Source organism: Mesorhizobium sp. M7A.F.Ca.MR.148.00.0.0 (assembly GCF_003997735.1).
In the GTDB taxonomy this organism is placed as follows: Bacteria; Pseudomonadota; Alphaproteobacteria; order Rhizobiales; family Rhizobiaceae; genus Mesorhizobium.
On sequence record NZ_RZTB01000029.1, the window covers coordinates 11,863 to 37,155 of the forward strand.

Here is a 25,293-nt window from a genome sequence, read left to right on the forward strand (position 1 = left end):
ACAAGGTTAATGTAATGCTTACGATCGTGATTAATTTAAGGTTTACATAAATTAGCCGGAATGTGGCCTGAACGGCCAAAATGGCCGGACCGGCCCTGTTGAGAACGGGGTTTCGGCAATGCTGACAGACAATAAAAATAAGATCGTGCTCAAGTCGCCAGCCTGGCAAGCGCCCATACCATCAAAGGCGAATCCGGATAGGTCAGCAACCCGCCAAGGCCGAGGGCGACGCCGTAGGGAACACCTTTTGCCTCGTCGGCGAAATGGCGCAGAAACGGATTTTGGCCGGTAACGGCCGCAAGCAGCGACTTCCGGTAGAGGATGATCGCCAGCGTCAGCAGGCCGCCGATGATTGTCGAGGCGACAAGATACTCCACGAGATTGATATTGAGGCCCATCCACATCGCGGTGGCGGCCAGAAGCTTGGCGTCGCCGCCGCCCATGGCGCCCATTGCAAACAGGCCGAACGTCACGGCCAGGACCAGGGCGCCGGCGGCGAAATGTCCGCCATAGGCCGCCCAGTCCATGCCTGTCAGGGGCGCGACCAGCGCGAAGACAACGACGAGCAGCACCGGCACGCGATTGGCGATCGTCATCGACAGCATGTCGGAAATCGCGGCAAACAGCATGCAGAACGGAAAGACGACGAAGATCAGGGCTTCAAGCATCGGCGCTGTGCCTATTGTTCAATTCCAATGCGGCCAGTCTAGACATGTTCGATTAACGATTGATGAGGCCCGCTGCTAAAACGTCTTGGTACCCTAAGGTCTCCCAAACAAAGCAAGGGCCGCCAGTGAGGCGGCCCTTGCTGCAAGTTGATTGCTTCAGCGATAGCGAATCAGTTGCCAGCGCCGTTCAACGTGGATCCGATGTTGGTGAACTTGGCATTGAGCGCAGTACCGAGCTGGCCCGCGCCAGTGATGATGGCGAGCGCAATGAGAGCGGCGATCAGACCATATTCGATAGCGGTCGCGCCGGATTCGTCCTTCACAAAACGTGCGATGAGATTAGACATTCGAGAGCTCCTACTCCACGTGTTACAGCACTTCCGTCAACTTCTGTGATGGTTGATCGGATGCTGCTAATCTAGGGAGAAGCTCTTTCGATCGGCTTAAGAAACAGCCTTACCGATTCCTTTCCCGGTTCGAACACATTGCGTGGTTAACCTGGGGCTAATATACCACTGAGCCTTCTCGCCCCGGGTTTGTGGACTTCCGCACAGTGCCCGGCGGGCGTCCTTGTCTGCCATCGCATCATTGGCGACACCGCATTGGCGACACCGCATGCTTAACCGTTGGTTCACCAATCTCGTTCATATTCCGTTGATCAGTCCGCCTGCGTGGAGCGCCTCAATGGCCCAGCCGAGATCGTCAATCCTGATTGCCGCGCTTCTTGCCGCCACGACCTTCGGCACGCCCGCCATGGCCGGCGCCGGCATCGAGGTCACGATGAATCAGGCCAAGATCGTCAAACTGTCGCGCCCCGCCGACACCATCGTGGTCGGCAACCCGGCAATCGCCGACGCTTCCGTGCAGGACGCTTCGACGATCGTGCTCACCGGCAAAGGCTTCGGTGTCACCAATCTGGTCGTGCTCGATACGGACGGCAGCCCCATCGTGGACGAGCAGGTTACCGTGGTGCGGCAAGCCGCCTCGTCCGTGCGCATTTACCGGCGCGCCGAAATCCAGACGATGTCGTGCACACCCTATTGCGAAAGCTCATACAAGAGCGAGGCGGAGAAGTCTTCGGAAGCGGAGATGAGCGTCAGCCGATAGGTGGCGTTGCCGACTGCCGTTCCGGTTATTGTCTGGTTAAGAGGCCTGCGCCGACTTTAACGATCATCCAAACCGGACCTCAATCGGTTTGCGCTAATGCTCCTTCCGAGACCGCATAGAGATCGGCAGGATCGGACATGAGCAAGGAATTCGGCCGCGCAGGCGACCACAAAGTGAGACGCCCAAGGTTTTTCGCCCGCTTCCTTGGTGACCGGCGCGGCGCCACGGCAATCGAATTCGCGATCCTTTCGGTCCCCTTCGCGCTGCTTGTCTTTGCCATTCTGGAAAGCTGCATCTCGTTTGCCGGCCAGGAAGTGATGGCCAACGTCACCGACGATGTCGCGCGCAAGCTGCGCACCGGCCAGTTGAGGGCGGCTGACGTTGCCGGAACCAATTTGCGAGACATGATCTGCACGAAACTGCAGATCATCGTTTCCCAGGATTGTCCCAATCAACTGCTGGTGGATCTTCGCCAATATACGTCGTTCGCCGATGCGGCCACGGCTGGCTTCAAGATCCAGAACGGCGATGTCGTACTGACGAAAGGCACCGCGACCCAATCCTTCTCAGTGACAGCGGGGGCGGCGGAGTCGAGGAACATGCTTCGGGTCTTCTACAAGTGGCCGATCATGACCGATCTGCTGGCGCAGTCGATGGGCGGCAACAAGACCCTGCATTTCGCATCGGTGACCTGGCAGAACGAGCCGTTCGACAACTGAGCGGAATGCACGAGCAGTATAAGAAAAGAGCAATGGGCATGATGCGTGCGGGGGCACATCTTATGATTACGGGAGTTTGGCGGAAAGCAAGTCGATTCTGGTCCGATCGGCGCGGCATCGCGGCGGTTGAATTTGCGTTGATCATGCCAATTCTGCTGATCATGTACTTCCTCACAATGGAAGCGTCGCAAGCCATCGAGACCAGCAAGAAGGTCAGCCGTATCGGCAGCATGGTGGCCGATCTCGTCACCCAGCAGACAAGCGTCCTCAAGGCGGACGTCGACGCCATCATGCAGATCGGCAGCGTCACCCTTCAGCCTTACAACCGCTCAAACCCGACCATCACCATCACGGCAATCCAGGTCTCGGCCGATGCGACGAGGGCACTGGTGGTGTGGTCACGCAAATTGGTCGCCGGCGTAGCCAGCCCCGGCGCCGCCGCCACTACCGAGACAACGGTCCCGGCGTCGCTCAAGGTCGCCAACACTTTTCTCATCCGCGTCGAAAGCAACCTCGGCTATACGCCGGTCATCGCGTGGAGCGCGAGCAGTCAACAGAAGCTTGGACTGACCTCGGCTTTCAGCAACATAACCGTGGGCGAAACCTATTATCTGCGCCCCCGCAGAAGCGTGACGATCCCTTGCAGCAACTGTTGAACAGAACCAGCCAGGCCCTGTGCAGGGGCCGCTCCAGCTACTGCTGCGGCTCACGGTCCAAAACGAAGCGCACGATAGCAGCGGCCATCTCGTAATCTTTTGGCGCCACGCGAGCGAAGCCGCCGGAATGTCTCGATTCCAGGAGATCGTAGATATCGGGCGTCGTCGACTTGAGGTTGGTGAGGAACACGGCAAGCCTGCGCTTGGCTTCCGGGTCGAGATCGCTGCGGACTGCATGGGGGCCGTATCTCAACAGGCCCGACGTCCATACGATCCGAAGCGCCGTCACCGAGAGCCCTGCCGCCTCCAGCCTGGCCTGCGTGCCCGACGGTTCTCGCGGGCCGTCGGCAGCGGCCGTCACCCAGCCGAACAGGCTATCGGCCTTGCCGTCGACCAGCATCGTCTCGGCCGCCGCGGCCGAATCGGCACGGGCCAGAAACGATGCATCTTCCGCGATCTTGCGGCCTTCCGCGGCCAACGCCGCCAATGGCAGGAGAGAACCGCCGACGCTGTCCGAAGGCGCCATGGCGATACGATGGCGGTCCATCGCCGCCAGGGCAGGCAGCTTGCCGTCCCGCGTCAGCAGAACGGAGCGGATGCCGATCGCGCCGTCTGAATCAACCGGAGCGACAAGCGGCTCGATACATAAGCAGCGCTGCGAGGCCGTTGCATAGGCGGTGGCCGAATAGATCGCATATTCGATGCGGGAATCGGCCTGCGCCTCGATCAGCGCGGCATAGTTGCGGGCAACGACAAACTCGACCTTCATGCCCAAGGCCTTGGTGTAGGCGTCGGTCAACACAGCCAGCCCCGGAACGGCATTGCCGGCTCCTGGCTCGGCAACGATGCCGATACGAAACGTGCCGATATCATCGCGCCAGTCGGCATGCGCCGGGTTGGACCAGAGCCCGACGAGCGTCAGCATGAGAGCGGCATAAGTCTTCAGCGCAACCCTCATGACAGGAACCACAGTCTGTTGTCCTCGATCCATGCCCATCCCAGTACACTGGACTATCACGCCAAGCCGTTGCCGTTTAGTTTCCGAATTGCCAATGAAGTCGCGGAACCCTATGTCTGGTCGGTCAAACTGGCAACAACTCGATGGCGCGCGCTTTCCTCTTCGTTCTGGACTCCTTCGGCATCGGTGGAGCGGCCGACGCCGACCGCTACGGTGACGCGGGCGCCAACACATTCGCGCACATCGCAGAAGCCTGTGCGGAGGGCCGCGCGGATCGCGAAGGGCTTCGCAGCGGACCGCTGTTTGTCCCTCACATGGCGTCGCTCGGGCTTGGCAAGGCCGCCGAAACCGCGACGGGACTGGGGTTTGCCAACAGCGGGGCGGATCTGCTCCCAACTGCCTTTCACGGCGCCGCACAGGAGGTTTCGAGCGGCAAGGATACGCCATCCGGCCATTGGGAAATCGCCGGCCTGCCGGTGCGCCTCGACTGGGGCTATTTCCCGGATACGATTCCCGCCTTTCCGGCCGAACTGACCGAGGCGATCATCCGCGAAGGCAAGGTGCCGGGCATTCTTGGCAATTGCCATGCGCCGGGCACCGAGATCATCGAGCGCTTCGGTGAGGAGCACACCCGGACCGGCAAGCCGATCTGCTACACATCGGTCGACTCGGTCCTGCAAATCGCCGCGCATGAAGTCCATTTCGGCCTCGACCGGCTTTATGAATTCTGCCAGGTGGTGCGCAGGCTGGTTGACCCGCTGAGGATCGGACGGGTGATCGCGCGGCCGTTCGTCGGCGAAACCACCGTCACTTTCGAGCGGACATACAACCGTCATGATTACGCCGTGCCCCCGCCGGAACCGACCCTGCTCGACCGGCTGACAGCGCGTGGCAGCCGTGTCATCGCCGTCGGCAAGATCGGCGACATCTTCGCCCATCGCGGAATTTCGCAAGTGCGCAAGGCGGCAGGCAACATGGCGATGTTCGACGAGGCGCTGGGTGCGATTGATGATGCCGGCGACGGTGACCTCGTCTTCGCCAATTTCGTCGACTTCGACACCGAATTCGGTCACCGCCGCGATGTCGCAGGCTATGCTGCCGCGCTCGAGGCCTTCGACCTGCGGCTGCCGGAGGCATTTGCGAGGCTGCGGCAGGGCGATCTCCTCATCCTGACGGCCGACCACGGCAACGACCCGACCTGGGGCGGGACCGATCACACGCGCGAGCGCATTCCGGTGATCGGCACTGGACCGGGTCTCAAGGGCGGCGACATCGGACTGAGAACGACATTCGCCGACATTGGCGAGACCGTGGCCGAGCATCTCGGGATGGCGCCCGGCCGCTACGGCACTTCTTTCTATACGGCGATCGGCGGTCATGCCTGAATTGCCGGAGGTCGAAACCGTCCGGCGCGGACTGCAGCCGGTTCTGGAAGGCGCCACCATCGCCCGCGTCGAGGCGCGCCGACCGGATCTGCGCTTTCCATTTCCCGAGAAATTCGCGCAGCGGCTGACCGGCAAGACGATCACGGCACTCGGCCGCCGGGCCAAGTATCTGACGATGGACCTGGAAGGCGGGCCCGTGCTGATCTGCCATCTCGGCATGTCGGGCTCATTCCGCATCGAGACGGCCGATGGCAGCGACATGCCCGGCATTTTCCGGCACGACCGCTCGAAGAGCTCCAATCACGACCACGTCGTCTTCCATGTCGTGTCTCCGGCCGGTGCCCGGTCCCGCGTGATCTTCAATGATCCGCGCCGCTTCGGCTTCATGCTGTTTGCGGAAGGGCTGCCGGACGTTCATCCGATGCTGGCTGGACTTGGCGTCGAGCCAACCGGCAACACATTGGACGGTGCGCTGCTCGCCTCATTGATGAAGGGGCGGCGATCACCGCTGAAGGCAGCGCTTCTCGACCAGAGGCTGATCGCCGGGCTCGGCAACATCTATGTGTCGGAGGCGTTGTGGCGTGCCGGCCTGTCGCCGCTGCGCGAGGCGGGCACGATCGCCAGGCCCGGAAAGAAAGCCCAGGCCCAAAGCGAACACCTCGCGCAAGCCATTCGTTCGGTGATATCGGATGCGATCGCAGCCGGCGGCTCCTCACTGCGGGACTATATGCAGACCGATGGGTCGCTGGGCTATTTCCAGCACGCCTTCGCCGTCTACGACCGCGAGGGGGAGGCCTGTTCCAAACCCGGCTGCGGCGGCCACATCGAACGTGTCGTGCAGAGCGGCCGATCGACCTTTTATTGCCGGACATGTCAGCGGTAAGTTGGAGCAATTCCAGGAAAAGTGTGAAACGGTTTTGCGTCGAGAATTGCGTCGAGACAAGGAGATGGAGCGGTTCTGCGTTCCGTGAAACGATGAACCGCTCTAGACGAGCGTGAGCAAGGAGAAGCAGCCATGGCCTATGAGACGATCATCACCGAGACGCGCGGCAAGGTCGGGCTGATCACGCTGAACAGGCCGCAGGCGCTCAACGCGCTGAATTCGCAGATTCTGACCGAGGTGGTGGCGGCCGTGAACGGGTTCAGCGCCGATCCCGGTGTCGGCGCCATGGTCATCACCGGTTCCGAAAAGGCTTTCGCCGCCGGCGCCGATATCAAGGAGATGCAGTCCATCTCCTACGCGGACGCCTACGCCCAAGACTTCTTCGTCGGCTGGGAGGAACTGACGCGGGCGCGAAAGCCTATTATCGCGGCGGTGGCGGGCTATGCACTCGGCGGCGGCTGCGAGTTGGCGATGATGTGCGATTTCATTATCGCCGCCGACACGGCCAAATTCGGCCAGCCCGAGATCACCCTCGGCGTCATTCCAGGCATGGGCGGGTCACAAAGGCTGACCCGCTTCGTCGGCAAGTCGAAAGCGATGGACATGTGCCTGACCGGGCGGATGATGGATGCCGCCGAGGCCGAGCGTTCTGGCCTGGTGTCGCGGGTCGTGCCTGCCGGCGAGCTTGTCGAGGAGGCGCTGAAAGCCGCAGCCAAGATCGCCGCTTTCTCGCTACCATCGGTGATGATGGCGAAGGAGGCTGTCAACCGCGCCTTCGAGACGACTCTTGCCGAGGGATTGCGGTTCGAGCGCCGGCTGTTTCACTCGCTGTTTGCACTGGACGATCAGAAGGAAGGCATGGCGGCCTTTGCCGAGAAGCGGAAGCCGAATTTCACCAACCGCTGACGCCAATCCCTTGGCTGCGAAGAAGATGGCTGCTGGCCGCCAAAAAGAAGGCCGGGCAGCGTTGACGCGCCGGAAAAGCTGAACTATAAGCCGCACCAACCGAGGCGGCCCCGTGGCTGCCCGTTTGTTTTTTGCGCCCTGCGGCATCCCGCATGCGCCGACCAGATCAGAAGAGAGGCATCATGGCCAATACATCCTCGGCCAAAAAGGCAACGCGCAAGATCGTCCGCCGCGCAGCGATCAACAAGAACCGCCGCTCGCGCGTCCGCACCTATATCCGCCAGGTCGAAGAGGCGCTTGCCTCCGGTGACAAGGCTGCCGCACAGGCTGCCTTCAAGATCGCGGAGCCGGAATTGATGCGTGCCGCGACCAAGGGCGTGATCCACAAGAACACGGCGTCCCGCAAGGTGTCGCGACTGGCTCAGCGGGTCAAGGTACTGTCGGCCTGACATTACTTGCCTAGACTGACGTTCTTCGAACCCGGCCGTTTGTGCCGGGTTTTTTCGTTTGCCGGCAAGCACTTAAAAAGAATGTCCGGAAACGCCGTCTTATGCGGCATTTCACAATTAGGAATAGTTTGCCGGCATATGCATGCCTGCTGGTGATCGGCATGCTTGAAACGGCCGACCTAAAGATTCTTAACTGTCAGAAATAGCTTATATCTTTCAGTGACTTACAGATGGTGATCCACAGCTTGTCCACACCGGACCGGCCCGATCGTGGAGAAGTCGCTGTCAAGCGAATTATTTCAGAATATTTCTGTCAGCGCCCGGTTTTTCATATTCGCCGGAAAAGGGTTTGAATCACAATGGCTTTGTTAAAATGTGCCGTCGCGGCACGCCACTCGAACCCGCCTCCACTAACCAGATTCCTTAAAAATCCGTTAGACGTGGCCTTGCCCTATCCACAGCGATTTCGGTAGTGTCGATCTATCGAAAGGGACGGGCTCTGGCTCTTAACCCAAGCCTGAATCGGCCAGCTTAAATTGGCGGGATTTGCAACGCGGATCAAGTCCGCGGACGGTTTTGGTTTGTCTTTTTCGATACGGTAGGGGACTGGCGTAACTAGACATGGCAGGTAGACGGCGCGCCGGCGCTCTTTTCGCCGGACGGTGTTGTATTGCCCTGACATACCCAACGCGGACTGGCTTCCATGGGCCGGCACCGGTTCCCGCGGATAATGGGCGACGTTCATCTGCCGGCGGCGGTAGCGGACAGCGTAACAAAGACTTAGGTCGCCGGAACCGGATGCAGGAGGCGCATCCCCGGTGGAAAACAGGTACGGAAGGACAAGGAAAAGATCATGCAGAGCGGCATTGAAAGGGAACTTACGGGCGACCTCCCATTTCCTGGAACTTTGATCGGAGCAAACGACATGGCGGTGTCCAGCGACGCGGAACAGAAATTCGACCGGGTCAAGACCCAGTTGAAGGCGCGCCTGGGAACCGAAGTCTATTCGAGCTGGTTTGGCCGCATGAAGGTCGCCGAGGCTTCCAAGGGCATCGTCCGCATCTCCGTGCCTACCGCCTTCCTGCGTTCATGGATCAACGGCCACTATCTCGACCTCATTTCAGAGCTGTGGAAGCAGGAGGATGCCGATCTCCTCAAGATCGACATCGTCGTGCGCACGGCAACTCGTCAGGGACGCAGCCAGGCCGAGCCAGAGGTAACGCCAGCACGCAGCAAGATGACACGGCAGACGCAGACGGCACTTGCCGCCGGCACAGTCAGCCCCAGCCGGGTGGAGCGCGCACCGGCTCCGCGTCCGGGCACACCGATCGAGAGCGAATTTCGCCACAACGTGCTGGGGTCGCCGCTCGATCCGCGTTACACGTTCGGCTCCTTCATCGAGGGACCGTCGAACCGGGTGGCCTTCGCCGCCGCCAAGGCGGTAGCGGAATCGCAATCGAGCGCAGTGCGCTTCAATCCGCTTTTCCTTCACGCAACCGTCGGGCTCGGCAAGACACATTTGCTGCAGGCCATCGCTGCGGAATCGCTGAAACAGAACCCCAAGTCGCGCGTCGTCTATCTCACGGCCGAGTATTTCATGTGGCGCTTTGCCACCGCGATCCGCGACAACAACGCGCTGACGCTCAAGGAACAGCTGCGCGACATCGACCTGCTCATCATCGACGACATGCAGTTTCTGCAGGGCAAGTCGATCCAGCATGAATTCTGCCACCTCATCAACATGCTGCTCGACAGCGCCAAGCAGGTCGTCGTCGCCGCCGACCGGCCGCCATCGGAACTGGAATCGCTCGAACCGCGGGTCCGTTCGCGCCTCAATGGCGGTGTCGCGCTTGAAATGTCGGCGCCCGATTTTGCCATGCGCCTCGGCATGCTCAAATTGCGCCTTGCCACGGCCAGGGGCGACGACGCATCGCTCGACATTTCGGAGGAGATCCTCAATCACGTCGCCCGCACCGTGACCGGCAGCGGACGCGAGCTGGAAGGCGCCTTCAATCAGCTTTTGTTCCGTCAATCCTTCGAGCCGCAGATCACCATCGACCGGATCGACGAAATCCTCGGCCACATCTATCGCACCGGCGAGCCGAAGCGTGTCCGTATCGAGGACATCCAGCGCATCGTGGCGCGTCACTACAATGTGTCGAAGACCGAATTGCTGTCCAACCGGCGCACGCGCACCATCGTCAAGCCGCGGCAGGTCGCCATGTACCTGTCGAAGGTGATGACGCCGCGCTCGCTACCCGAGATCGGACGGCGTTTCGGCGGCCGCGATCACACCACGGTGCTGCATGCCGTGCGCAAAATCGAGGACCTTTCCGGCAACGACAACACGCTGGCGCAGGAACTTGAGCTTCTGAGGCGGTTGATCAACGACCAGGCCTGATCCTCCGGGGATGGCTGAGCCGGAACAATACCGGAATTCAATGGCTTGCCAGTGCGGCGCTGGGCCTGGATCGGGCTCGTGGCGCCGCCTGGAAGCGATCTGGATTTCGGTTTTACGACACTGGCTCGCGGACTTCGGGCGCGTTATCCCCAGAAAGCCCGCGTAGCCGGCCTGAACCGGTGGCGCGGGCTTGCGTTTGCTGGTTTTTTCCTGTCAGTTTACGCAGATTCTGAGCCTGTTCAGACCTTTCGCGGGACGCCGCTCACTGGTGACCCGTCATTCATTCAAGCGAGCCTGTTTCGTCATGCGTGTTATCCTGGAACGGTCCAATCTCCTGAAGTCGCTCAACCACGTCCATCGCGTGGTCGAGCGGCGAAACACTATACCGATCCTGTCCAACGTGCTGCTCAGCGCCGAAGGCGCCAGCCTTGAAATGAAGGCGACCGATCTCGACCTCGAGGTGACCGAAGCGACACCCGCCAAGGTGGAGCGCGGCGGGGCGACGACAGTCCCGGCACATCTGCTCTACGACATCGTGCGCAAGCTTGCCGATGGCGCCGAGGTGATGCTGAAGACGGACGAGGACGGCAACGCCATGACGGTGACGTCTGGCCGCTCGAGCTTCCGCCTTCAGTGCCTGCCGCAATCCGACTTCCCGGAGCTCTCGGCCGGATCGTTCTCGCATATCTTCCGTCTCGACTCGGTTGCCCTGAAAGGCCTGATCGAGAAGACCCAATTCGCCATCTCCACCGAGGAGACGCGTTATTACCTGAACGGCATCTATCTGCACACGCATGAGGTCGGCGGCAAGTTGAAGCTGCGCTCGGTAGCGACCGACGGCCACCGCCTGGCGCGCGCCGAGATCGATGCGCCAGCGGGTTCCGAAGGCATGCCGGGCATCATCATTCCGCGCAAGACGGTGAGCGAGCTGCAGAAGCTCGTCGACGATCCGGATGTCGCGGTCACCACCGAACTGTCGGACACCAAGATCCGCTTCACGATCGGCAGCGTGGTTTTGACCTCGAAGCTGATCGACGGCACCTTCCCCGACTATCAGCGGGTCATTCCGACCGGCAACGACAAGAAGCTGATCATCGACCGCCAGAGTTTTGCCGCCGCTGTCGACCGCGTCTCGACCATCTCTTCCGAACGCGGCCGCGCGGTGAAGCTCTCGATCAGCGAGGGTCAGGTGACGCTTGCGGTCAACAATCCCGATTCAGGCAGCGCCACCGAAGAGCTGTCCGCCGACTATTCATCCGATCCGATCGAGATCGGCTTCAACGCGAAGTACCTGCTCGACGTTGCCGCGCAACTGACCGGCACGGAAGCCAAGTTCATGCTGGCCGACGCCGGCTCGCCGACGTTGATCCACGACATGGCCGACGAGACCGCACTCTATGTGCTGATGCCGATGCGGGTGTAGCGGCGCGGTGTCAGCACTTCGGTCCTGTTGTGGACCGGCAAGCGCGATATTTACGGCAACTTCTAGAGCAATTCCAGGAAAAGTGTGAAGCGGTTTTCCCGGGAAAGGCGCATAGCGCTTTCCCTTGGGAATTGCGTTAAAACAAAGAGATAGATTGGTTTTGCGTTTCCGTGAAACGATGGAACGCTCTATAGGCGGATAGCGGTTGCCGGCACAGAACCACATAAGTAAGCTTACACTTACCAATTTCCGAAACTACGCGGCGCTGACGATCGATCTGGCGCCAGGTGCCGTGGTTTTTTCCGGCGACAACGGCGCCGGCAAGACCAATCTCCTCGAAGCAATCTCCCTTTTGACACCGGGGCGTGGTTTGCGCCGCGCCCCTTACGTGGATGTCGCACGCGAGGGCGGCGACGGCGGCTTTGCATTGCATGCCCGGCTCGACGGACCTGACGGCCAGGTCGAGATCGGAACAGGCATTTCCGGCGGCGACACCGCCGGCGAAGGCGGCAGGCGGGTGCGCATCAACGGAGCGTCGGCGCGCTCGGCCGAGGACATGCTGGAATGGCTGCGCGTGGTGTGGCTGACGCCAGCCATGGACGCGTTGTTCACCGGGCCGGCCGCGGATCGCCGGCGATTTCTCGATCGGCTCGTGCTGGCGATCGATCCCGGGCACGGGCAACGTGCGATCGACTACGAGAAGGCGATGCGCGGTCGTAACCGGCTGCTTACCGAAAACTCCCGGGACGACCGCTGGTTCGACGCTATCGAGACGCAGATGGCCGAAACCGGCGTGGCGATAGCCGCGGCGCGGGCCGAAATGGTGCGCCTGCTCGCCAACATGATCGACAGGCTGCCCGACACGGGACCATTTCCGCGGGCCGATATCGGCCTTTCGGGCGATCTGGAAGCCGAAATCGCCGCCGCGCCGGCGGTCGATGTCGAGGAACGCTTCCGTCGGACGCTTGCCGAGGGCCGTGAGCGCGATCGCGCCGCCGGGCGCACGCTCGACGGCCCACACCGTTCGGATCTGGTGGTTCGACACCGCCCCAAGGCGATGCCGGCCGAACTCTGCTCGACCGGCGAGCAGAAGGCACTGCTGGTCGGCATCGTGCTGTCGCATGCAAGGCTGACCGGCGAAATGTCGGGCATGACGCCGATCCTGTTGCTCGACGAGATCGCCGCGCATCTCGACAGCGGGCGGCGCGCGGCGCTGTTCTCCATCCTGGAGGAACTGAACTGCCAGGCGTTCATGACAGGAACCGATGCTGCGCTGTTTTCCAGTCTCCAGGGGCGCGCGCAATTCCTGACTGTCGACCATGGGACGGTTGGGCCAACCGAAGACCCCTGACAAGGTTTTTCCGTCCCTGTATGATCAGGCAATGACCACTGCCGCCCTGACCGCAGACGAGATCGAACGCTATGCCCGCCACATCGTGCTGCCGGAGATCGGCGGCGCCGGCCAGCAAAGGCTGAAACAAGCCCGGGTGCTGGTCATCGGCGCTGGCGGACTGGGCGCGCCGGTGCTTGAATATCTTGCCGCCGCCGGCGTCGGCACACTCGGCGTGATCGATGACGACACCGTTTCGCTGTCCAACCTGCAGCGCCAGGTCATTCACGGTACCGACACTGTCGGCCTGCTGAAGACCGATAGCGCCAAGGCGGCAATCGCTCGCATCAATCCCAACACCACAGTCGAACCGCATACGTTCCGGCTGACCAAAGACAATGCGCCCGCCCTCGTCGCCCGCTATGACATCGTCGTCGACGGTTCCGACAATTTCGAAACGCGCTATGCCGTGGCCGATGCCTGCGCGAGCGAAGGCAAGCCGTTGGTGCATGCCGCCGTCGGACGCTTCGATGGTTCGGTGACGGTGCTGAAGCCATTCGAAGACGCCAAGGACGGCAAGCCCAACCCAAGCTATCGTGATCTGTTTCCCGAGGCGCCACCGCCGGGCCTGGTGCCGTCCTGTGCCGAAGCCGGCGTGCTTGGCGCGCTGACCGGCGTCGTCGGCACGCTGCAGGCCATGGAGGCGATCAAGCTGATCACCGGCGTCGGCGAACCGCTGGTCGGCCGGCTGCTGCTCTATGACGGGCTGGCAGCGCGCTTCGACACCATCCGCTACAAGAGAAGCTGAATTCTTGGACCGGATCGAAGCTGTCTCCATCACGCGGATCCCGACCGATTCCGACCGTTGGGACGATGTGCTCGCATTGATCATGCGCGCTTTCGCTTCGATGGACGGCGTTGTCGACCCGCCCTCCTCGGCCCACCATCTGACCGCCGACACCCTGAGCGACAAGGCGCGGCTGGAGACCGGCTTCGTGGCGGTGCAGGGCGACAGGATCGTCGGCTGCGTCTTTGCCCTTGAGAGGGCGGCGGACCTTTATGTCGGCAAGTTCGCGGTCGCGCCGGACCGCCAGGGACAAGGCATTGGCCGGCGGCTGATGCAGGCAGTCGAAGACCTTGCCCGTAGCCGCGGCAAGGCCGCCGTCGCGCTTCAGACGCGGATCGAGCTGACCGGGAATCATGAGGCCTTTGCTCGCCTCGGCTTTCGCGAAACTGAACGGACGGCGCATGAGGGCTATGCCAGGCCGACCTCGATCACCATGCGCAAAGCTATCTCGTAAGGTTTATCTTACGGTTTGTGGGCCGCGACAGCGTCAGGTCCTGAGCGGCAGCACCCGATCTGGCGGGCGGTGGCCGTCGACGAAGGCACGGATATTGATGATGACCTTCTCGCCCATATCGATGCGGCCCTCGAGCGTCGCCGAGCCCATATGCGGCAAAAGCACGACCTTGTTCTTGGCGGCGAGCTTCAGCAGCTTGCTGTTCAAAGCCGGCTCATGCTCGTAGACGTCGAGGCCGGCCCCGGCGATCTTGCCGTCCTGAATCAGCTTGACCAGCGCTTCCTCGTCGATGATGTCGCCGCGCGCGGTGTTGACGACATAGGCGGTGGGCTGCAGCAGCGCCAGCCGCCGCGCTGAAAGCAGATGGAAGGTTGCCGGCGTCGAGGGACAGTTGACCGAGATGATATCCATGCGGGCCAGCATCTGGTCGAGGCTTTCCCAATACGTCGCCTCCAGCCCGTCCTCCACGGCCGGCAGCACGCGGTGGCGGTTGTGGTAGTGGATCGACAGGCCGAAGGCCTTGGCCCGTCTGGCGACGGCGGTGCCGATTCGCCCCATGCCGACAATGCCGAGCCGCTTGCCCCAGATGCGCCGGCCCAGCATCCAGGTCGGAGACCAGCCGGCCCATTTCTTGTCACCGGTGAGCACATTGGCGCCTTCCGCCAGCCGCCGCGGCACCGCCAGCATCAGCGCCATGGTCATGTCGGCGGTGTCCTCGGTCAGGACATTCGGCGTGTTGGTGACGGTGATGCCCCTCTTGGCCGCGGCCGCGACATCGATCTTGTCGACGCCATTGCCGAAGTTGGCGATCAGCTTGAGGTTGTCGCCGGCCTGGGCGATCAGTGCGGCGTCGATCTGGTCGGTTACCGTCGGCACCAGCACGTCGGCCTCCTTGACTGCGGCGACCAGTTCCGGCTGCGTCATCGGCCGGTCCTCGACATTCAGCCTTGCGTCGAACAACTCGCGCATGCGGGTCTCGACCGGGTCGGGCAGCTTTCGCGTGATGACGACGAGAGGCTTCTTTTTGCCTGCCATTGTTTCCCTCCCGAGTACTTGCCGCAATTCCGAACGCAAAACCGCATCACACTTTTGCTGGAATTGCTTCTAACCCGATCTCGTTGAGACCTCTTTAACCAAGACCGGCGAAACTGAAAGCCGGTCGCGGTGCCGATTACTCCCTGTAACAAGCGGTGCCGCCGAAGACAAAGAAAAAGGGGCGCCGAGGCCGATGGGCAAGCGCCGAAAGGAATGAAAGTGTCTGGTTTCGCGTCGCTTCGCCTGACCCTCAGCGCAGCATTTCTCGGCGCTCTGCTTTATTCTCCGCTTGCCGTGGCGCAGAGTGCCGCTGCACCTGCCCAGGGCGTCGTCACGCTTGGTCCGAGTGGCCTGCCGCTGCCGCGCTTCGTCAGCCTGAAATCCGGCCGCGTCAACTCGCGCGTCGGTCCCGGGGCCAACTACTCGGTCGACTGGATGTATATGAAGGCCGGCCTGCCGATGGAGATCATCCAGGAATTCGACACATGGCGCCGCGTGCGCGATGCCGATGGTTCGGAAGGCTGGATCAACCAGTCGCTGCTGTCCGGCCGGCGCACGGCAATCGTTGCTCCGTGGCAGCGCGGCAAGGGTGCCCAGATCAACCTTCTCAACAGCCCCAACAAGGACGCAAGGGTGGTCGCGATGGTCGAGCCGGGCGTCATGGGCACGATCAAATCCTGCGACGGCCAGTGGTGCGAAATGACATTCGATGGCCACACAGGCTGGCTTGCCCAGTCGATCGTCTGGGGCGCCTATCCCGGCGAACGGGTCAAGGACTGATTCTTGACCCAGAATCTTATCCCCGATCCTTCACGGCCCGGTTGGGTGTGTTGAAATTCAGGTCAGCCTAGCGCCCGATACGGCCGAGATGGGTGTCCTGAAAGCCGGTTGGCAGCTTCAGGCCATAGGCCAGCGCACGGTCGATGGCGATGTGCGCGATCCAGATCAGCGCAACCGCCATCGCGGCCGCATTGCCCCACATGTGCCCGCCGAGCAGCAACAGCACGGGCACGGTAAGGGGGCCTCGCCGGTCATTCGCGGCGTTTGGGGCGCAGCCTCACCACGATATCGACATTGGCGATCTCCATCCCTTCCGGCGGCTCCGGCAGGTTGGCGACCGTCACCGGACCACTGTCGATGTCGAATATGCGGTTTTCGCCTTCGATGTAGAAATGGTGGTGGTCGGAGGTGTTGGTGTCGAAATAGGTTTTCGCGCCCTCCACGGCGAGGATGCGCAAAAGTCCCGCCTGGGTAAACTGGTGAAGGGCATTGTAGACGGTGGCCAGCGACACCGGCACGCCGGCGGCAACCGCCTCCTCGTGCAGTTCCTCGGCCGACAGATGCCGGTCGCCCTTGGCGAAAAGCAGATCGGCCAGCGCAATGCGCTGACGCGTCGGCCTCAGGCCAGCTTCACGGACCCGCTTGTCCACAGCGACATTTTCCTTCCGGCCGTCCAGGTCCATCTTCTCGTCGAACCCCACAGTTCCGCCCCAAGACACGCCCAGAATGGCAAAAAATGAACATCTGCCGAAACCGGACCTCTCAGGACATATATTCTGTCGTCCGAATGCGATCAATAGCGCGCATTGACCCAGGCAGACGAGCAGGCTAAGCGCAAACGCCGGTTTCCGGCCTGAAACAGATTGTGTTAGGAAACCAACGACAAGGGCACCCGATAGCCCGGAACGATATGGGGATGAGATTGATGGCGGGTAAATCCAGCTACGAGTACGACGAATTGCTGGCCTGCGCCCGCGGCGAACTATTCGGACCGGGCAACGCCCAGCTCCCCTATCCGCCGATGCTGATGTTCGACCGCATCACCGAGATCAGCGAGACGGGCGGCGCCTTCGAGAAGGGTTTCATCCGCGCGGAGTTCGACATCAAGCCGGACCTGTGGTTCTTTGCCTGCCATTTCATCGGCAATCCGATCATGCCGGGGTGCCTCGGCCTCGACGCCATGTGGCAATTGACGGGCTTCTATCTTGGCTGGCTGGGCGAACCCGGCAAGGGGATGGCGCTGTCGACCGGTGAAGTGAAATTCAAGGGCATGGTCACGCCCTCGGTGAAGAAGGTCGAATATGGCATCGACTTCAAGCGCGTGATGCGGGGCCGGCTGGTGCTCGGCATCGCCGATGGCTGGCTGAAGGCGGATGGCGAACCCATATACGCGGCAACGGATTTGAAAGTCGGTCTGTCCAAGCAGTCGGCGGTTGGCTGACCGGCATCCCTGGCCAGCTCTCTGGCCAGCACCACTGGAAGGAGTTGCGAATGAGACGTGTCGTAGTCACAGGCATCGGCATTGTGTCGTCGATCGGCAACAATGCCAACGAGGTGCAGACCTCTCTGCATGACGCCAGATCCGGCATCAGCTTCTCCGATTCCTTCGCCGAACACGGCTTCCGCTGCCAGGTCTGGGGAGCGCCGACGCTCGATCCATCGGCCATGATCGACCGCCGTGCGATGCGCTTCCTGAGCCAGGGGGCTGCCTGGAACCATGTCGCCATGGATCAGGCGATCGCGGATGCGGGCCTCGGCGAGAGCGACATCACCAATGAGCGCACCGGCATCGTCATGGGATCGGGCGGACCATCCACCCGCACCATCGTCGAAGCTGCCGAAACGACGCTGAAGAACGGCAGTCCCAAGCGCATCGGTCCGTTCGCGGTGCCGAAGGCAATGTCGTCGACCGCATCGGCGACGCTTGCCACCTGGTTCAAGATCCACGGCGTCAACTACTCGATCTCGTCGGCCTGTTCGACCTCGGCGCATTGCATCGGCAATGGCTATGAATTGATCCAGTGGGGCAAGCAGGACATCATCTTTGCCGGCGGCCACGAGGATCTCGACTGGACAATGTCGGACCTGTTCGACGCCATGGGCGCGATGTCGTCGAAATTCAACGACAAGGCATCGACCGCTTCCCGCGCCTATGACGCCAATCGGGACGGCTTCGTCATCGCCGGCGGCGCCGGGGTGCTGGTGCTGGAAGAGCTTGAGCATGCCAAAGCGCGCGGCGCGAAAATCTATGCCGAGATCGTTGGCTATGGCGCGACGTCGGATGGTCACGACATGGTTGCCCCTTCAGGCGAGGGCGCGGTCCGCTGCATGCGCCAGGCGCTGGCCACGGTTTCCACACCGATCGACTACATCAACACCCATGGTACCTCGACGCCGGTGGGAGATTCCAAGGAAATGGGAGCGATCCGCGAGGTGTTCAGCTCAGAGATGCCGTATATCACCTCGACGAAGTCGCTGACCGGCCATTCGCTGGGCGCGGCTGGCGTGCAGGAATCCATCTATTCGATCCTGATGATGCAGGGCGGCTTCATCGGCGAAAGCGCCCATATCGAGAGCCTCGACCCCGAATTCGAGGGCATGCCGATCGTGCGAAAGCGCATCGACGACGCCAGGATCGACACTGTCTTGTCCAATTCGTTCGGCTTCGGCGGCACCAACGCCACGCTCGTTTTCCAGCGCTATTCCGCATAAGGATTTGCCGGCCATGGACGGATTGATGAAGGGCAAGCGCGGGCTTGTCATGGGTGTCGCCAACGATCACTCGATCGCCTGGGGCATCGCCCGGAAATTAGCCGAACATGGCGCGGAACTCGCCTTCACCTATCAGGGTGATGCCTTCGGACGCCGGGTCAGGCCGCTGGCCGACAAGCTCGGCGCCTCGCTGGTCGTGCCGTGCGACGTCGAGGACAGCGATTCTATCGCGGCCACGTTCGAGACTCTGGGCAAGGAATGGGGCGGGCTGGATTTCGTCGTCCACGCCATTGGCTTTTCCGACAAGAACGAGCTGAAAGGCCTCTACGCCGACACCAGCCGGGACAATTTCGTCCGCACCATGTTGATCTCCTGCTACTCCTTCACCGAGGTCGCCCGCCATGCGGCCACCTTGATGAAGGACGGCGGATCGATGATCACGTTGACCTATGCGGGGTCGGTCCGCGTCATGCCGAACTACAATGTCATGGGCGTCGCCAAGGCAGGGCTGGAGGCGAGTGTCCGGTATCTTGCGAACGACTACGGTCCGCGCGCCATCAGGGTGAACGGCATATCGGCTGGACCGGTGCGCACGCTTGCCGGCGCCGGCATTTCCGATGCGCGCCACATGTTTTCCTACCAGCAGCGAAACTCGCCGCTGCGCCGCACGGTGACCATCGACGAGGTCGGCGGCTCGGCGCTTTATCTGTTGTCGGATCTGTCTTCCGGGGTTACCGGCGAAATCCACTATGTCGATTCCGGCTATCACATCGTTTCCATGCCGACGCTCGACGAATTGAAGCAGACCGACGGCGCACGAGACTAACGCCTGCCGCCCAAAGATGCGCGGCGGTTTTAAAATGGCGACATTTGAAGACACGAAGCTTAGGCGCGCCAGTTGAATCCGTTTCAGCGCCATGCGCGTTGATCCGCTCAAGAAATACTTTCGGTCCAATAAAATTGGATTCATTCGCGGAAACTCATTTTAAGGAGATATCCGCTAGAAAGCCCCGTACTCAGGGGAACTTTCAATGCTCGCCGTCAGCAACCCGAAGCGAACACCGGTGTTCCGACTGCTCACCATAGCGAGTTCGGGTCTCGGCAGTTTCGTCCTCGGGCTCTGGGGCCTGAAGCTCGGTCTCGGCGATGGTTTTGCCGGCATCTCCGCGGACATGATGGTCTCGGTGATGGCCGCTCTTTGCGCACTGGCGGCGTCGGTCGCCGCGATGTCCTTCTTCGCCGGCGTCGATGAATCAGCGGATTTCGTCTTCACGGAAACCCATTTCGACAAGCTGACCGGCCTGGTGGCACGCCCGGCGATGGTCGGCAAGATTGCCGAGGCGGCATGCGCGACCAGCCGGACCGGCGAGCCGATGTTCCTCATCGATATCGACATCGACCGCTTCAAGCAGATCAACGACGCCATCGGCTACAGCCAGGGCGACGAGTTGATCCGCGCCTTCACCAAGCGCTTGAAGACGTGCGTGCCACCGCGCGCGCTGATCGGACGCATCGGCGCCGGTGAATTCGCGATCCTGCTGCCCGACAATCAAGTCTCAGGGTCCTTGGAAAGCACCATAGAGAGGCTCATCGACGAGATGATGGAGCCCTATGATCTCGGTACGCACCTGCAATCGGTCAGCCTGTCGGTCGGCATCGTGGCGATGCCAAAGGACGGCATCGATCCGGTCCTCATCCTGCGCCGCTCCAATCTGGCGCTGCAGAACGCGCGCGCCAGCGGCGTGGGCAACTGGTCGGTCTTCCATGCCGAAATGGGCAGGGTCGCCGACCATCGACAATGGATCGAATCCGAACTGCACATAGCCTTCGAACGTGGTGACTTCGACCTTCATTACCAGCCGCAGCTCGATCTCCCGACCGGCCGCATAGTCGGGTATGAAGCGCTTATCCGCTGGCGGCATCCAGAACGCGGCATGATCCCGCCGATGGAGTTCATTCCGATCGCCGAGGAAACCGGCATGATCGGCCCGATCGGCGAATGGGTGCTGCGCAAAGCCTGCAGCGACGCCCGGCATCTGCCCGACGACTGCTTCGTCGCCGTCAACATCTCGCCCGTCCAGTTCATGACCAAGGATTTTGTCGGCATCGTGCGCGACGCCATGACGAGCACCGGCATCAAGCCGTCGCGGCTGGAGCTGGAAGTGACCGAGACGGCGATGATGCAGGACCGCGACCGCGCCGCCGCCATCCTGAAGGAGCTCGCGGATATGGGCATCTCGGTCGCCGTCGACGATTTCGGCACCGGCTATTCCAATTTGAGCTACCTGATCGATTTCTCGTTCGGCAAGCTGAAGATCGACCGGTCCTTCGTCAGCCGCCTCGACACCGATTCCAGCTCGGGTGCGGTCGTCTCGACCATCGTCGGGCTGTCGCGCGCGCTCGGCGTCAGCATCATTGCCGAAGGCGTCGAGACCGAAAGCCAGGCGACGCTGCTCAGGGCAGCCGGCTGCGAGGTGGTGCAAGGCTACCTGTACGGCAGGCCGGCCCCCCTCAGGATCAGGGTCGGCGACGTGCATGTCACCGATGAGGTCCGACGCGTCGCCAATCTGCATTGAACGCGGTGCATTGTATCAACGACGAGCGACAAGCACCTTGAACATGCCGTCGCGGGCGAGTTCGGCATGGCTCGAAAAAGCGGCCGCCAGGATCGGCTCATAGGGAAGCTGGCGGTTGGCGACCATGAACAGCCGCCCACCTGGTTTCAAGGCCTTGGCCGCCGCGCGGATCATGCCGGCGCCGATCTCCGGCTCGGCCGCCCGGCTGCGGTGAAAGGGCGGGTTCATGGCGATCGCGTCGTAGCGCTTCTCGACCGGTTCCTTCAGCAGATCGATCCAGAAGAAATTCCTGGCGATCGACTGGCCGACCCCTGCCAGATGGAGCTTTGCGGCTTCGAGCGAGGCGAAATCGGCCTCATAGAGGTCGAGCGCTGAAATGCCCGGTGAGCGGACGGCGATCTCGGCAGCCAGATACCCCCAGCCGGCGCAGAAATCGGCAATGTTGCCACGCAGATCATTGGGCAGGTTCTCGACCAGCAATTTCGAGCCGGTATCGATCCGGTCGAAGGAAAACATGCCGGGCGCGGTGCGGAACCGGTTTTCAACCAGCAGAGCGGGATTGGCGGCGCGCAATTCTTCCGCCGCGGCGAGGTCCGCGGGACGGCGTAACCAGAAGGCGATGCCGTGATATTTCGGCAGATGGCCCTCCAGGGGGACAAGTTCGCCGACGCGCTTGCGCAGGCTGGCAATGCCATCGTCCTTGCCGCCGCCAACGACGACTAAGCCGCCCGGCGCCACACGCTCAAGCGCCTCCGCGAGGCGCACTTCGTTCAGACCCCGATGCCGGCCGGCAAGCACAAGTGCCATATCGAAGCCATCGCCTTCCACTTGCGCGGTGACGACGCAGCCAGACGCCTGCAGCGCGCTAAAATGCGGCCGGAAGCCCTGCACGAGGTGAAGCGTCGCCTCGAAGCCTTCAGGCAGGCGAAAACCCGGCTCAGCGCCGAGAAACAGGGCGCGCGTAGCCTTTCCCGGCAAAGAAACAGCCTCGGCCTCGAAGGGATGGAAAAGCGTCTTCAACGGCTCGGCGGACATTGTTCGATCTCGACTTGTCTGGGCGATTTGAAAGTGAAAACCGGGGCTGAAATGAAAACGGGCGCGACATAAGCCGCGCCCGCTTCAATTCATGAACTCAAGACGTTCAAGCGGCGTTTTCTTCGCCTTCGGTCTTCTTGTCGCGGGCGAGTTCCTTGCCGGTGGCCTGGTCGACGACCTTCATCGACAGGCGGACCTTGCCGCGCTCGTCGAAGCCCATCAGCTTGACCCAGACCTTGTCGCCTTCCTTGACCACGTCCGAGGTCTTGGCGACCCGGTCGTTGGCAAGCTGCGAGATGTGGACGAGGCCGTCACGCGGACCGAAGAAGTTGACGAAAGCGCCGAAATCCGCGGTCTTGACGACCGTACCTTCGTAGATCTCGCCGACTTCCGGCTCGGCGACGATGGTGTGGATCCACTTCTTCGCCGCCTCGATCTCCTTGGCGTTGGACGAAGCGATCTTGACCGTGCCGTCGTCCTCGATGTTGATCTTGGCGCCGGTCTTTTCGACGATCTCGCGGATCACCTTGCCGCCCGAGCCGATCACGTCACGGATCTTGTCGGTCGGGATGTGCATCACTTCGATGCGCGGTGCGAACTCACCCAGTTCCGAACGCGCGCCGGTCAGAGCATGCGCCATCTCGCCGAGGATGTGCTGGCGGCCATCCTTGGCCTGGTCCAGCGCGATCTTCATGATCTCCTCGGTGATGCCTTCGATCTTGATATCCATCTGCAGCGAGGTGATGCCGTTCGCGGTGCCGGCGACCTTGAAGTCCATGTCGCCGAGGTGATCCTCATCACCAAGGATGTCGGACAGAACGGCGAAACGCTCGCCTTCCTTGATCAGGCCCATGGCGATACCGGCGACCGGCTTTGCCAGCGGCACGCCGGCATCCATCAGCGCCAGCGAGGTGCCGCAGACGGTGGCCATCGACGACGAGCCGTTGGACTCGGTGATCTCCGAGACGACGCGCAGCGTGTAGGGGAACTGGTCGGCACTCGGCAGCATCGGGCGAATGGCGCGCCAGGCGAGCTTGCCATGGCCGATTTCGCGACGGCCCGGCGAACCCATGCGGCCGGTCTCGCCGACGGAGTAGGGAGGGAAGTTGTAGTGAAGGAGGAACTTCTCCTTGTACATGCCGGTCAGCGAATCGACATACTGCTCGTCCTCGCCGGTGCCGAGCGTGGCAACGACCAGCGCCTGGGTCTCGCCGCGGGTGAACAGCGCCGAACCGTGGGTGCGCGGCAGGACGCCGACTTCGGAAACGATCTTGCGGACCGTCTTGAGGTCACGGCCATCGATGCGCGAGCCGGTGTCGAGAATGTTCCAGCGCACGACCTTGGCCTGGAGTTCCTTGAAAACCGAACCGATCTGCTCGGAGGTGTACTTGGCGTCTTCGCCTTCGGCCGGGGCGAACGCTGCCTTGACCTTCGCCTTGACGGCGTCGACGGCGGCGTAGCGCTTCTGCTTGTCGACGTTCTTGTAGGCATTGCTGAGTTCGTCGCCGACGATCTTCAGCATCTCGGCTTCAAGCGCGGAATAGTCCGGCGCGGTGAAGTCGCGCGGCTCCTTGGCGGCGACTTCGGCCAGCTTGATGATGGCGTCGATGACCGGCTGGAAACCCTTGTGGCCGAACATGACGGCGCCGAGCATCAGCTCTTCGCCCAATTCCTTGGCCTCGGACTCAACCATCAGCACGGCGTCGGTGGTGCCGGCGACGATCAGGTCGAGCTTCGATTCCTGCATCTCGTCGACATGCGGGTTGAGCACGTATTCGCCGTTGATATAGCCAACGCGGGCGCCGCCGATCGGGCCCATGAAGGGCACGCCCGAGAGCGTCAGGGCAGCCGAGGTGGCCACGATCGACAGGATGTCGGGATCGTTCTCGAGGTCATGTTGGACGACGGTGACGACGATCTGCGTGTCGTTCTTGTAGCCGGAGGCGAAGAGCGGGCGGATCGGGCGGTCGATGAGGCGGGAAACCAGCGTTTCCTTCTCGCTCGGACGGCCTTCACGCTTGAAATAGCCACCCGGGATCTTGCCGGCGGCGTAAGTCTTTTCCTGGTAGTTGACGGTCAGCGGGAAGAAATCGAGGCCGGGCTTCGGCTCCTTCATCGAAACAACGGTGGCGAGAACCTTGGTCTCGCCGTAGGTGGCGAGCACCGCGCCGTCAGCCTGGCGTGCGATCTTGCCGGTTTCGAGGATGAGCGGACGGCCGCCCCATTCGATTTCCACTTTGTGGTGATTGAACATGTCTTGTCCTTAATATGAGGAAAGGGCCGCGCCGTTTCACGGTGCGCGGATGCCCTTTCCCTGGCTTCCTTTCTCGGGCAGCCACGGGCAAGACAACGGGAAGCTCGGGTGATTTCGGCGCACTGCGCGCGCGAGCGTCCTGCAATCCTGCCCCATGACCGTCCATGGGCGGTTTCGAGTGCCCTCTGCACGATCGAAACCGGGTCTGGCCAGTCGATACGACTGGCAGAATGCGCGACCGGCGGGCTCTCCTTCGAAAGCCCGCCGGTCAATTCGTCAACGACGCAGACCGAGCTTCTCGATCAGCGTCTGGTAGCGCGCGTCGTCCTTGCGCTTGAGATAATCAAGCAGGCTGCGGCGCTGGGAGACGAGAGCAAGCAGACCACGGCGGGAATGGTTATCCTTCTTGTGGTCCTTGAAATGGTCGGTCAGGTTCTTGATGCGCTCGGAAAGGATGGCCACCTGGACTTCCGGAGACCCGGTATCGCCCTTGGCGGTTGCGAATTCACCCATCAATTCCTGTTTGCGCTCGGCAGTAATCGACATCGTGTTTTTCCTTATCTGTTTGAGGAAACGGGTCGCCCTCAGCCGGGATGTCGTCCAGCAGGGGCCGGTGCAAGCAAAGCGTCACAGCGCTATGCTGCGGCGCATATAGTGCAATTCCCCGGAAAACACCAGCCCAATTCACCAGCCGGCTTTTCAGGCCCAAAATGGC

General features: G+C 61.8%; 25 protein-coding genes and 1 pseudogene. 17 read left to right on the top strand and 9 right to left on the bottom strand.

Features of this window, described 5'->3' with window-relative positions; all coding sequences use genetic code 11:
* Window positions 1–149 precede the first annotated feature (149 nt).
* Window positions 150–668 carry a prepilin peptidase gene (locus tag EOB49_RS13995; RefSeq protein WP_127381301.1) on the bottom strand — a complete coding sequence of 173 codons (519 nt, stop codon included), beginning with the start codon at window positions 666–668 and terminating at the stop codon, window positions 150–152.
* 170 nt (window positions 669–838) lie between these two features.
* The gene (locus EOB49_RS14000) at window positions 839–1,015 is read right to left on the bottom strand and encodes a Flp family type IVb pilin (protein WP_127327695.1); all 177 of its coding nucleotides are present in this window, start codon (window positions 1,013–1,015) and stop codon (window positions 839–841) included.
* Window positions 1,016–1,352: 337 nt separating this feature from the next.
* Between EOB49_RS14000 and EOB49_RS14005 the strand changes: the two genes are divergently transcribed.
* The 3 genes from EOB49_RS14005 to EOB49_RS14015 all read left to right on the top strand — a co-directional run bounded on the left by EOB49_RS14005 (window position 1,353) and on the right by EOB49_RS14015 (window position 3,150).
* Window positions 1,353–1,775 carry a pilus assembly protein N-terminal domain-containing protein gene (locus tag EOB49_RS14005; RefSeq protein WP_127381302.1) on the top strand — a complete coding sequence of 141 codons (423 nt, stop codon included), beginning with the start codon at window positions 1,353–1,355 and terminating at the stop codon, window positions 1,773–1,775.
* A 137-nt stretch (window positions 1,776–1,912) separates the two neighbouring features.
* Window positions 1,913–2,494: a TadE/TadG family type IV pilus assembly protein gene (locus EOB49_RS14010; RefSeq protein WP_127381303.1), complete on the top strand. Its 582-nt coding sequence runs from the start codon at window positions 1,913–1,915 to the stop codon at window positions 2,492–2,494.
* A gap of 38 nt (window positions 2,495–2,532) precedes the next feature.
* Entirely contained in the window at window positions 2,533–3,150 is a 618-nt protein-coding gene (locus tag EOB49_RS14015; RefSeq protein WP_127381328.1) for a TadE/TadG family type IV pilus assembly protein, read from the top strand.
* A 37-nt stretch (window positions 3,151–3,187) separates the two neighbouring features.
* Here the strand turns inward: EOB49_RS14015 and EOB49_RS14020 are convergent, their stop codons facing one another.
* Entirely contained in the window at window positions 3,188–4,108 is a 921-nt protein-coding gene (locus tag EOB49_RS14020; RefSeq protein WP_164781672.1) for a PhnD/SsuA/transferrin family substrate-binding protein, read from the bottom strand.
* Window positions 4,109–4,251: 143 nt separating this feature from the next.
* Here EOB49_RS14020 and EOB49_RS14025 point away from each other — a divergent pair, with 143 nt between their 5' ends.
* The 9 genes from EOB49_RS14025 to EOB49_RS14065 all read left to right on the top strand — a co-directional run bounded on the left by EOB49_RS14025 (window position 4,252) and on the right by EOB49_RS14065 (window position 14,186).
* The gene (locus EOB49_RS14025) at window positions 4,252–5,493 is read left to right on the top strand and encodes a phosphopentomutase (RefSeq protein ID WP_127381305.1); all 1,242 of its coding nucleotides are present in this window, start codon (window positions 4,252–4,254) and stop codon (window positions 5,491–5,493) included.
* On the top strand, window positions 5,486–6,376 hold the full coding sequence (gene mutM / locus EOB49_RS14030; protein WP_127381306.1) for a bifunctional DNA-formamidopyrimidine glycosylase/DNA-(apurinic or apyrimidinic site) lyase: 891 nt from the start codon (window positions 5,486–5,488) through the stop codon (window positions 6,374–6,376). Before EOB49_RS14025 ends, mutM begins: the two co-directional genes overlap by 8 nt.
* 132 nt (window positions 6,377–6,508) lie before the next feature.
* Window positions 6,509–7,282 carry an enoyl-CoA hydratase gene (locus EOB49_RS14035; protein ID WP_127381307.1) on the top strand — a complete coding sequence of 258 codons (774 nt, stop codon included), beginning with the start codon at window positions 6,509–6,511 and terminating at the stop codon, window positions 7,280–7,282.
* A 182-nt stretch (window positions 7,283–7,464) separates the two neighbouring features.
* Entirely contained in the window at window positions 7,465–7,731 is a 267-nt protein-coding gene (gene rpsT, locus EOB49_RS14040) for a 30S ribosomal protein S20 (RefSeq protein WP_013533694.1), read from the top strand.
* A 925-nt stretch (window positions 7,732–8,656) separates the two neighbouring features.
* Window positions 8,657–10,132: a chromosomal replication initiator protein DnaA gene (gene dnaA, locus EOB49_RS14045; RefSeq protein WP_245463546.1), complete on the top strand. Its 1,476-nt coding sequence runs from the start codon at window positions 8,657–8,659 to the stop codon at window positions 10,130–10,132.
* A gap of 304 nt (window positions 10,133–10,436) precedes the next feature.
* Window positions 10,437–11,555 carry a DNA polymerase III subunit beta gene (gene dnaN, locus EOB49_RS14050; protein WP_023811387.1) on the top strand — a complete coding sequence of 373 codons (1,119 nt, stop codon included), beginning with the start codon at window positions 10,437–10,439 and terminating at the stop codon, window positions 11,553–11,555.
* Window positions 11,556–11,760: 205 nt separating this feature from the next.
* On the top strand, window positions 11,761–12,906 hold the full coding sequence (gene recF / locus EOB49_RS14055; RefSeq protein WP_127381308.1) for a DNA replication/repair protein RecF: 1,146 nt from the start codon (window positions 11,761–11,763) through the stop codon (window positions 12,904–12,906).
* Between the two features lie 31 nt (window positions 12,907–12,937).
* Window positions 12,938–13,693 (top strand): molybdopterin-synthase adenylyltransferase MoeB, encoded by a 756-nt coding sequence (locus EOB49_RS14060; RefSeq protein WP_127381309.1) that lies wholly within the window; start codon window positions 12,938–12,940, stop codon window positions 13,691–13,693.
* Window positions 13,694–13,697: 4 nt separating this feature from the next.
* A complete protein-coding gene (locus tag EOB49_RS14065; RefSeq protein ID WP_127381310.1) occupies window positions 13,698–14,186 on the top strand; it encodes a GNAT family N-acetyltransferase in 489 nt (162 codons plus the stop codon).
* A gap of 33 nt (window positions 14,187–14,219) precedes the next feature.
* Here EOB49_RS14065 and EOB49_RS14070 read toward each other — a convergent pair whose 3' ends face one another.
* Window positions 14,220–15,221: a D-glycerate dehydrogenase gene (locus EOB49_RS14070; RefSeq protein ID WP_023811391.1), complete on the bottom strand. Its 1,002-nt coding sequence runs from the start codon at window positions 15,219–15,221 to the stop codon at window positions 14,220–14,222.
* A gap of 219 nt (window positions 15,222–15,440) precedes the next feature.
* Between EOB49_RS14070 and EOB49_RS14075 the strand changes: the two genes are divergently transcribed.
* Complete coding sequence (locus EOB49_RS14075) at window positions 15,441–16,001, top strand: SH3 domain-containing protein (protein ID WP_127267923.1); 561 nt, start codon at window positions 15,441–15,443, stop codon at window positions 15,999–16,001.
* Window positions 16,002–16,068: 67 nt separating this feature from the next.
* Here the strand turns inward: EOB49_RS14075 and EOB49_RS14080 are convergent.
* Together EOB49_RS14080 and irrA are read right to left on the bottom strand one after the other, a co-directional pair.
* Window positions 16,069–16,233: pseudogene (locus tag EOB49_RS14080) on the bottom strand (DUF4260 family protein); the annotation flags it as partial.
* A gap of 19 nt (window positions 16,234–16,252) precedes the next feature.
* Entirely contained in the window at window positions 16,253–16,684 is a 432-nt protein-coding gene (irrA, locus tag EOB49_RS14085) for an iron response transcriptional regulator IrrA (RefSeq protein ID WP_024503471.1), read from the bottom strand.
* A gap of 242 nt (window positions 16,685–16,926) precedes the next feature.
* Between irrA and fabA the strand changes: the two genes are divergently transcribed.
* The 4 genes from fabA to EOB49_RS14105 all read left to right on the top strand — a co-directional run bounded on the left by fabA (window position 16,927) and on the right by EOB49_RS14105 (window position 21,289).
* A complete protein-coding gene (gene fabA / locus EOB49_RS14090; RefSeq protein ID WP_013527885.1) occupies window positions 16,927–17,442 on the top strand; it encodes a 3-hydroxyacyl-[acyl-carrier-protein] dehydratase FabA in 516 nt (171 codons plus the stop codon).
* A 50-nt stretch (window positions 17,443–17,492) separates the two neighbouring features.
* On the top strand, window positions 17,493–18,713 hold the full coding sequence (fabB, locus tag EOB49_RS14095; RefSeq protein WP_127381311.1) for a beta-ketoacyl-ACP synthase I: 1,221 nt from the start codon (window positions 17,493–17,495) through the stop codon (window positions 18,711–18,713).
* A gap of 13 nt (window positions 18,714–18,726) precedes the next feature.
* On the top strand, window positions 18,727–19,539 hold the full coding sequence (fabI, locus tag EOB49_RS14100; protein WP_127381312.1) for an enoyl-ACP reductase FabI: 813 nt from the start codon (window positions 18,727–18,729) through the stop codon (window positions 19,537–19,539).
* A 205-nt stretch (window positions 19,540–19,744) separates the two neighbouring features.
* Window positions 19,745–21,289 carry a bifunctional diguanylate cyclase/phosphodiesterase gene (locus tag EOB49_RS14105; protein WP_127381313.1) on the top strand — a complete coding sequence of 515 codons (1,545 nt, stop codon included), beginning with the start codon at window positions 19,745–19,747 and terminating at the stop codon, window positions 21,287–21,289.
* 15 nt (window positions 21,290–21,304) lie between these two features.
* Here EOB49_RS14105 and EOB49_RS14110 read toward each other — a convergent pair whose 3' ends face one another.
* The 3 genes from EOB49_RS14110 to rpsO form a co-directional block, all read right to left on the bottom strand.
* The gene (locus tag EOB49_RS14110; protein ID WP_127381314.1) at window positions 21,305–22,324 is read right to left on the bottom strand and encodes a class I SAM-dependent methyltransferase; all 1,020 of its coding nucleotides are present in this window, start codon (window positions 22,322–22,324) and stop codon (window positions 21,305–21,307) included.
* A gap of 106 nt (window positions 22,325–22,430) precedes the next feature.
* Window positions 22,431–24,578: a polyribonucleotide nucleotidyltransferase gene (gene pnp, locus EOB49_RS14115; protein ID WP_127318977.1), complete on the bottom strand. Its 2,148-nt coding sequence runs from the start codon at window positions 24,576–24,578 to the stop codon at window positions 22,431–22,433.
* 276 nt (window positions 24,579–24,854) lie between these two features.
* A complete protein-coding gene (rpsO, locus tag EOB49_RS14120) occupies window positions 24,855–25,166 on the bottom strand; it encodes a 30S ribosomal protein S15 (protein ID WP_269470859.1) in 312 nt (103 codons plus the stop codon).
* Between the last annotated feature and the right edge of the window lie 127 nt (window positions 25,167–25,293).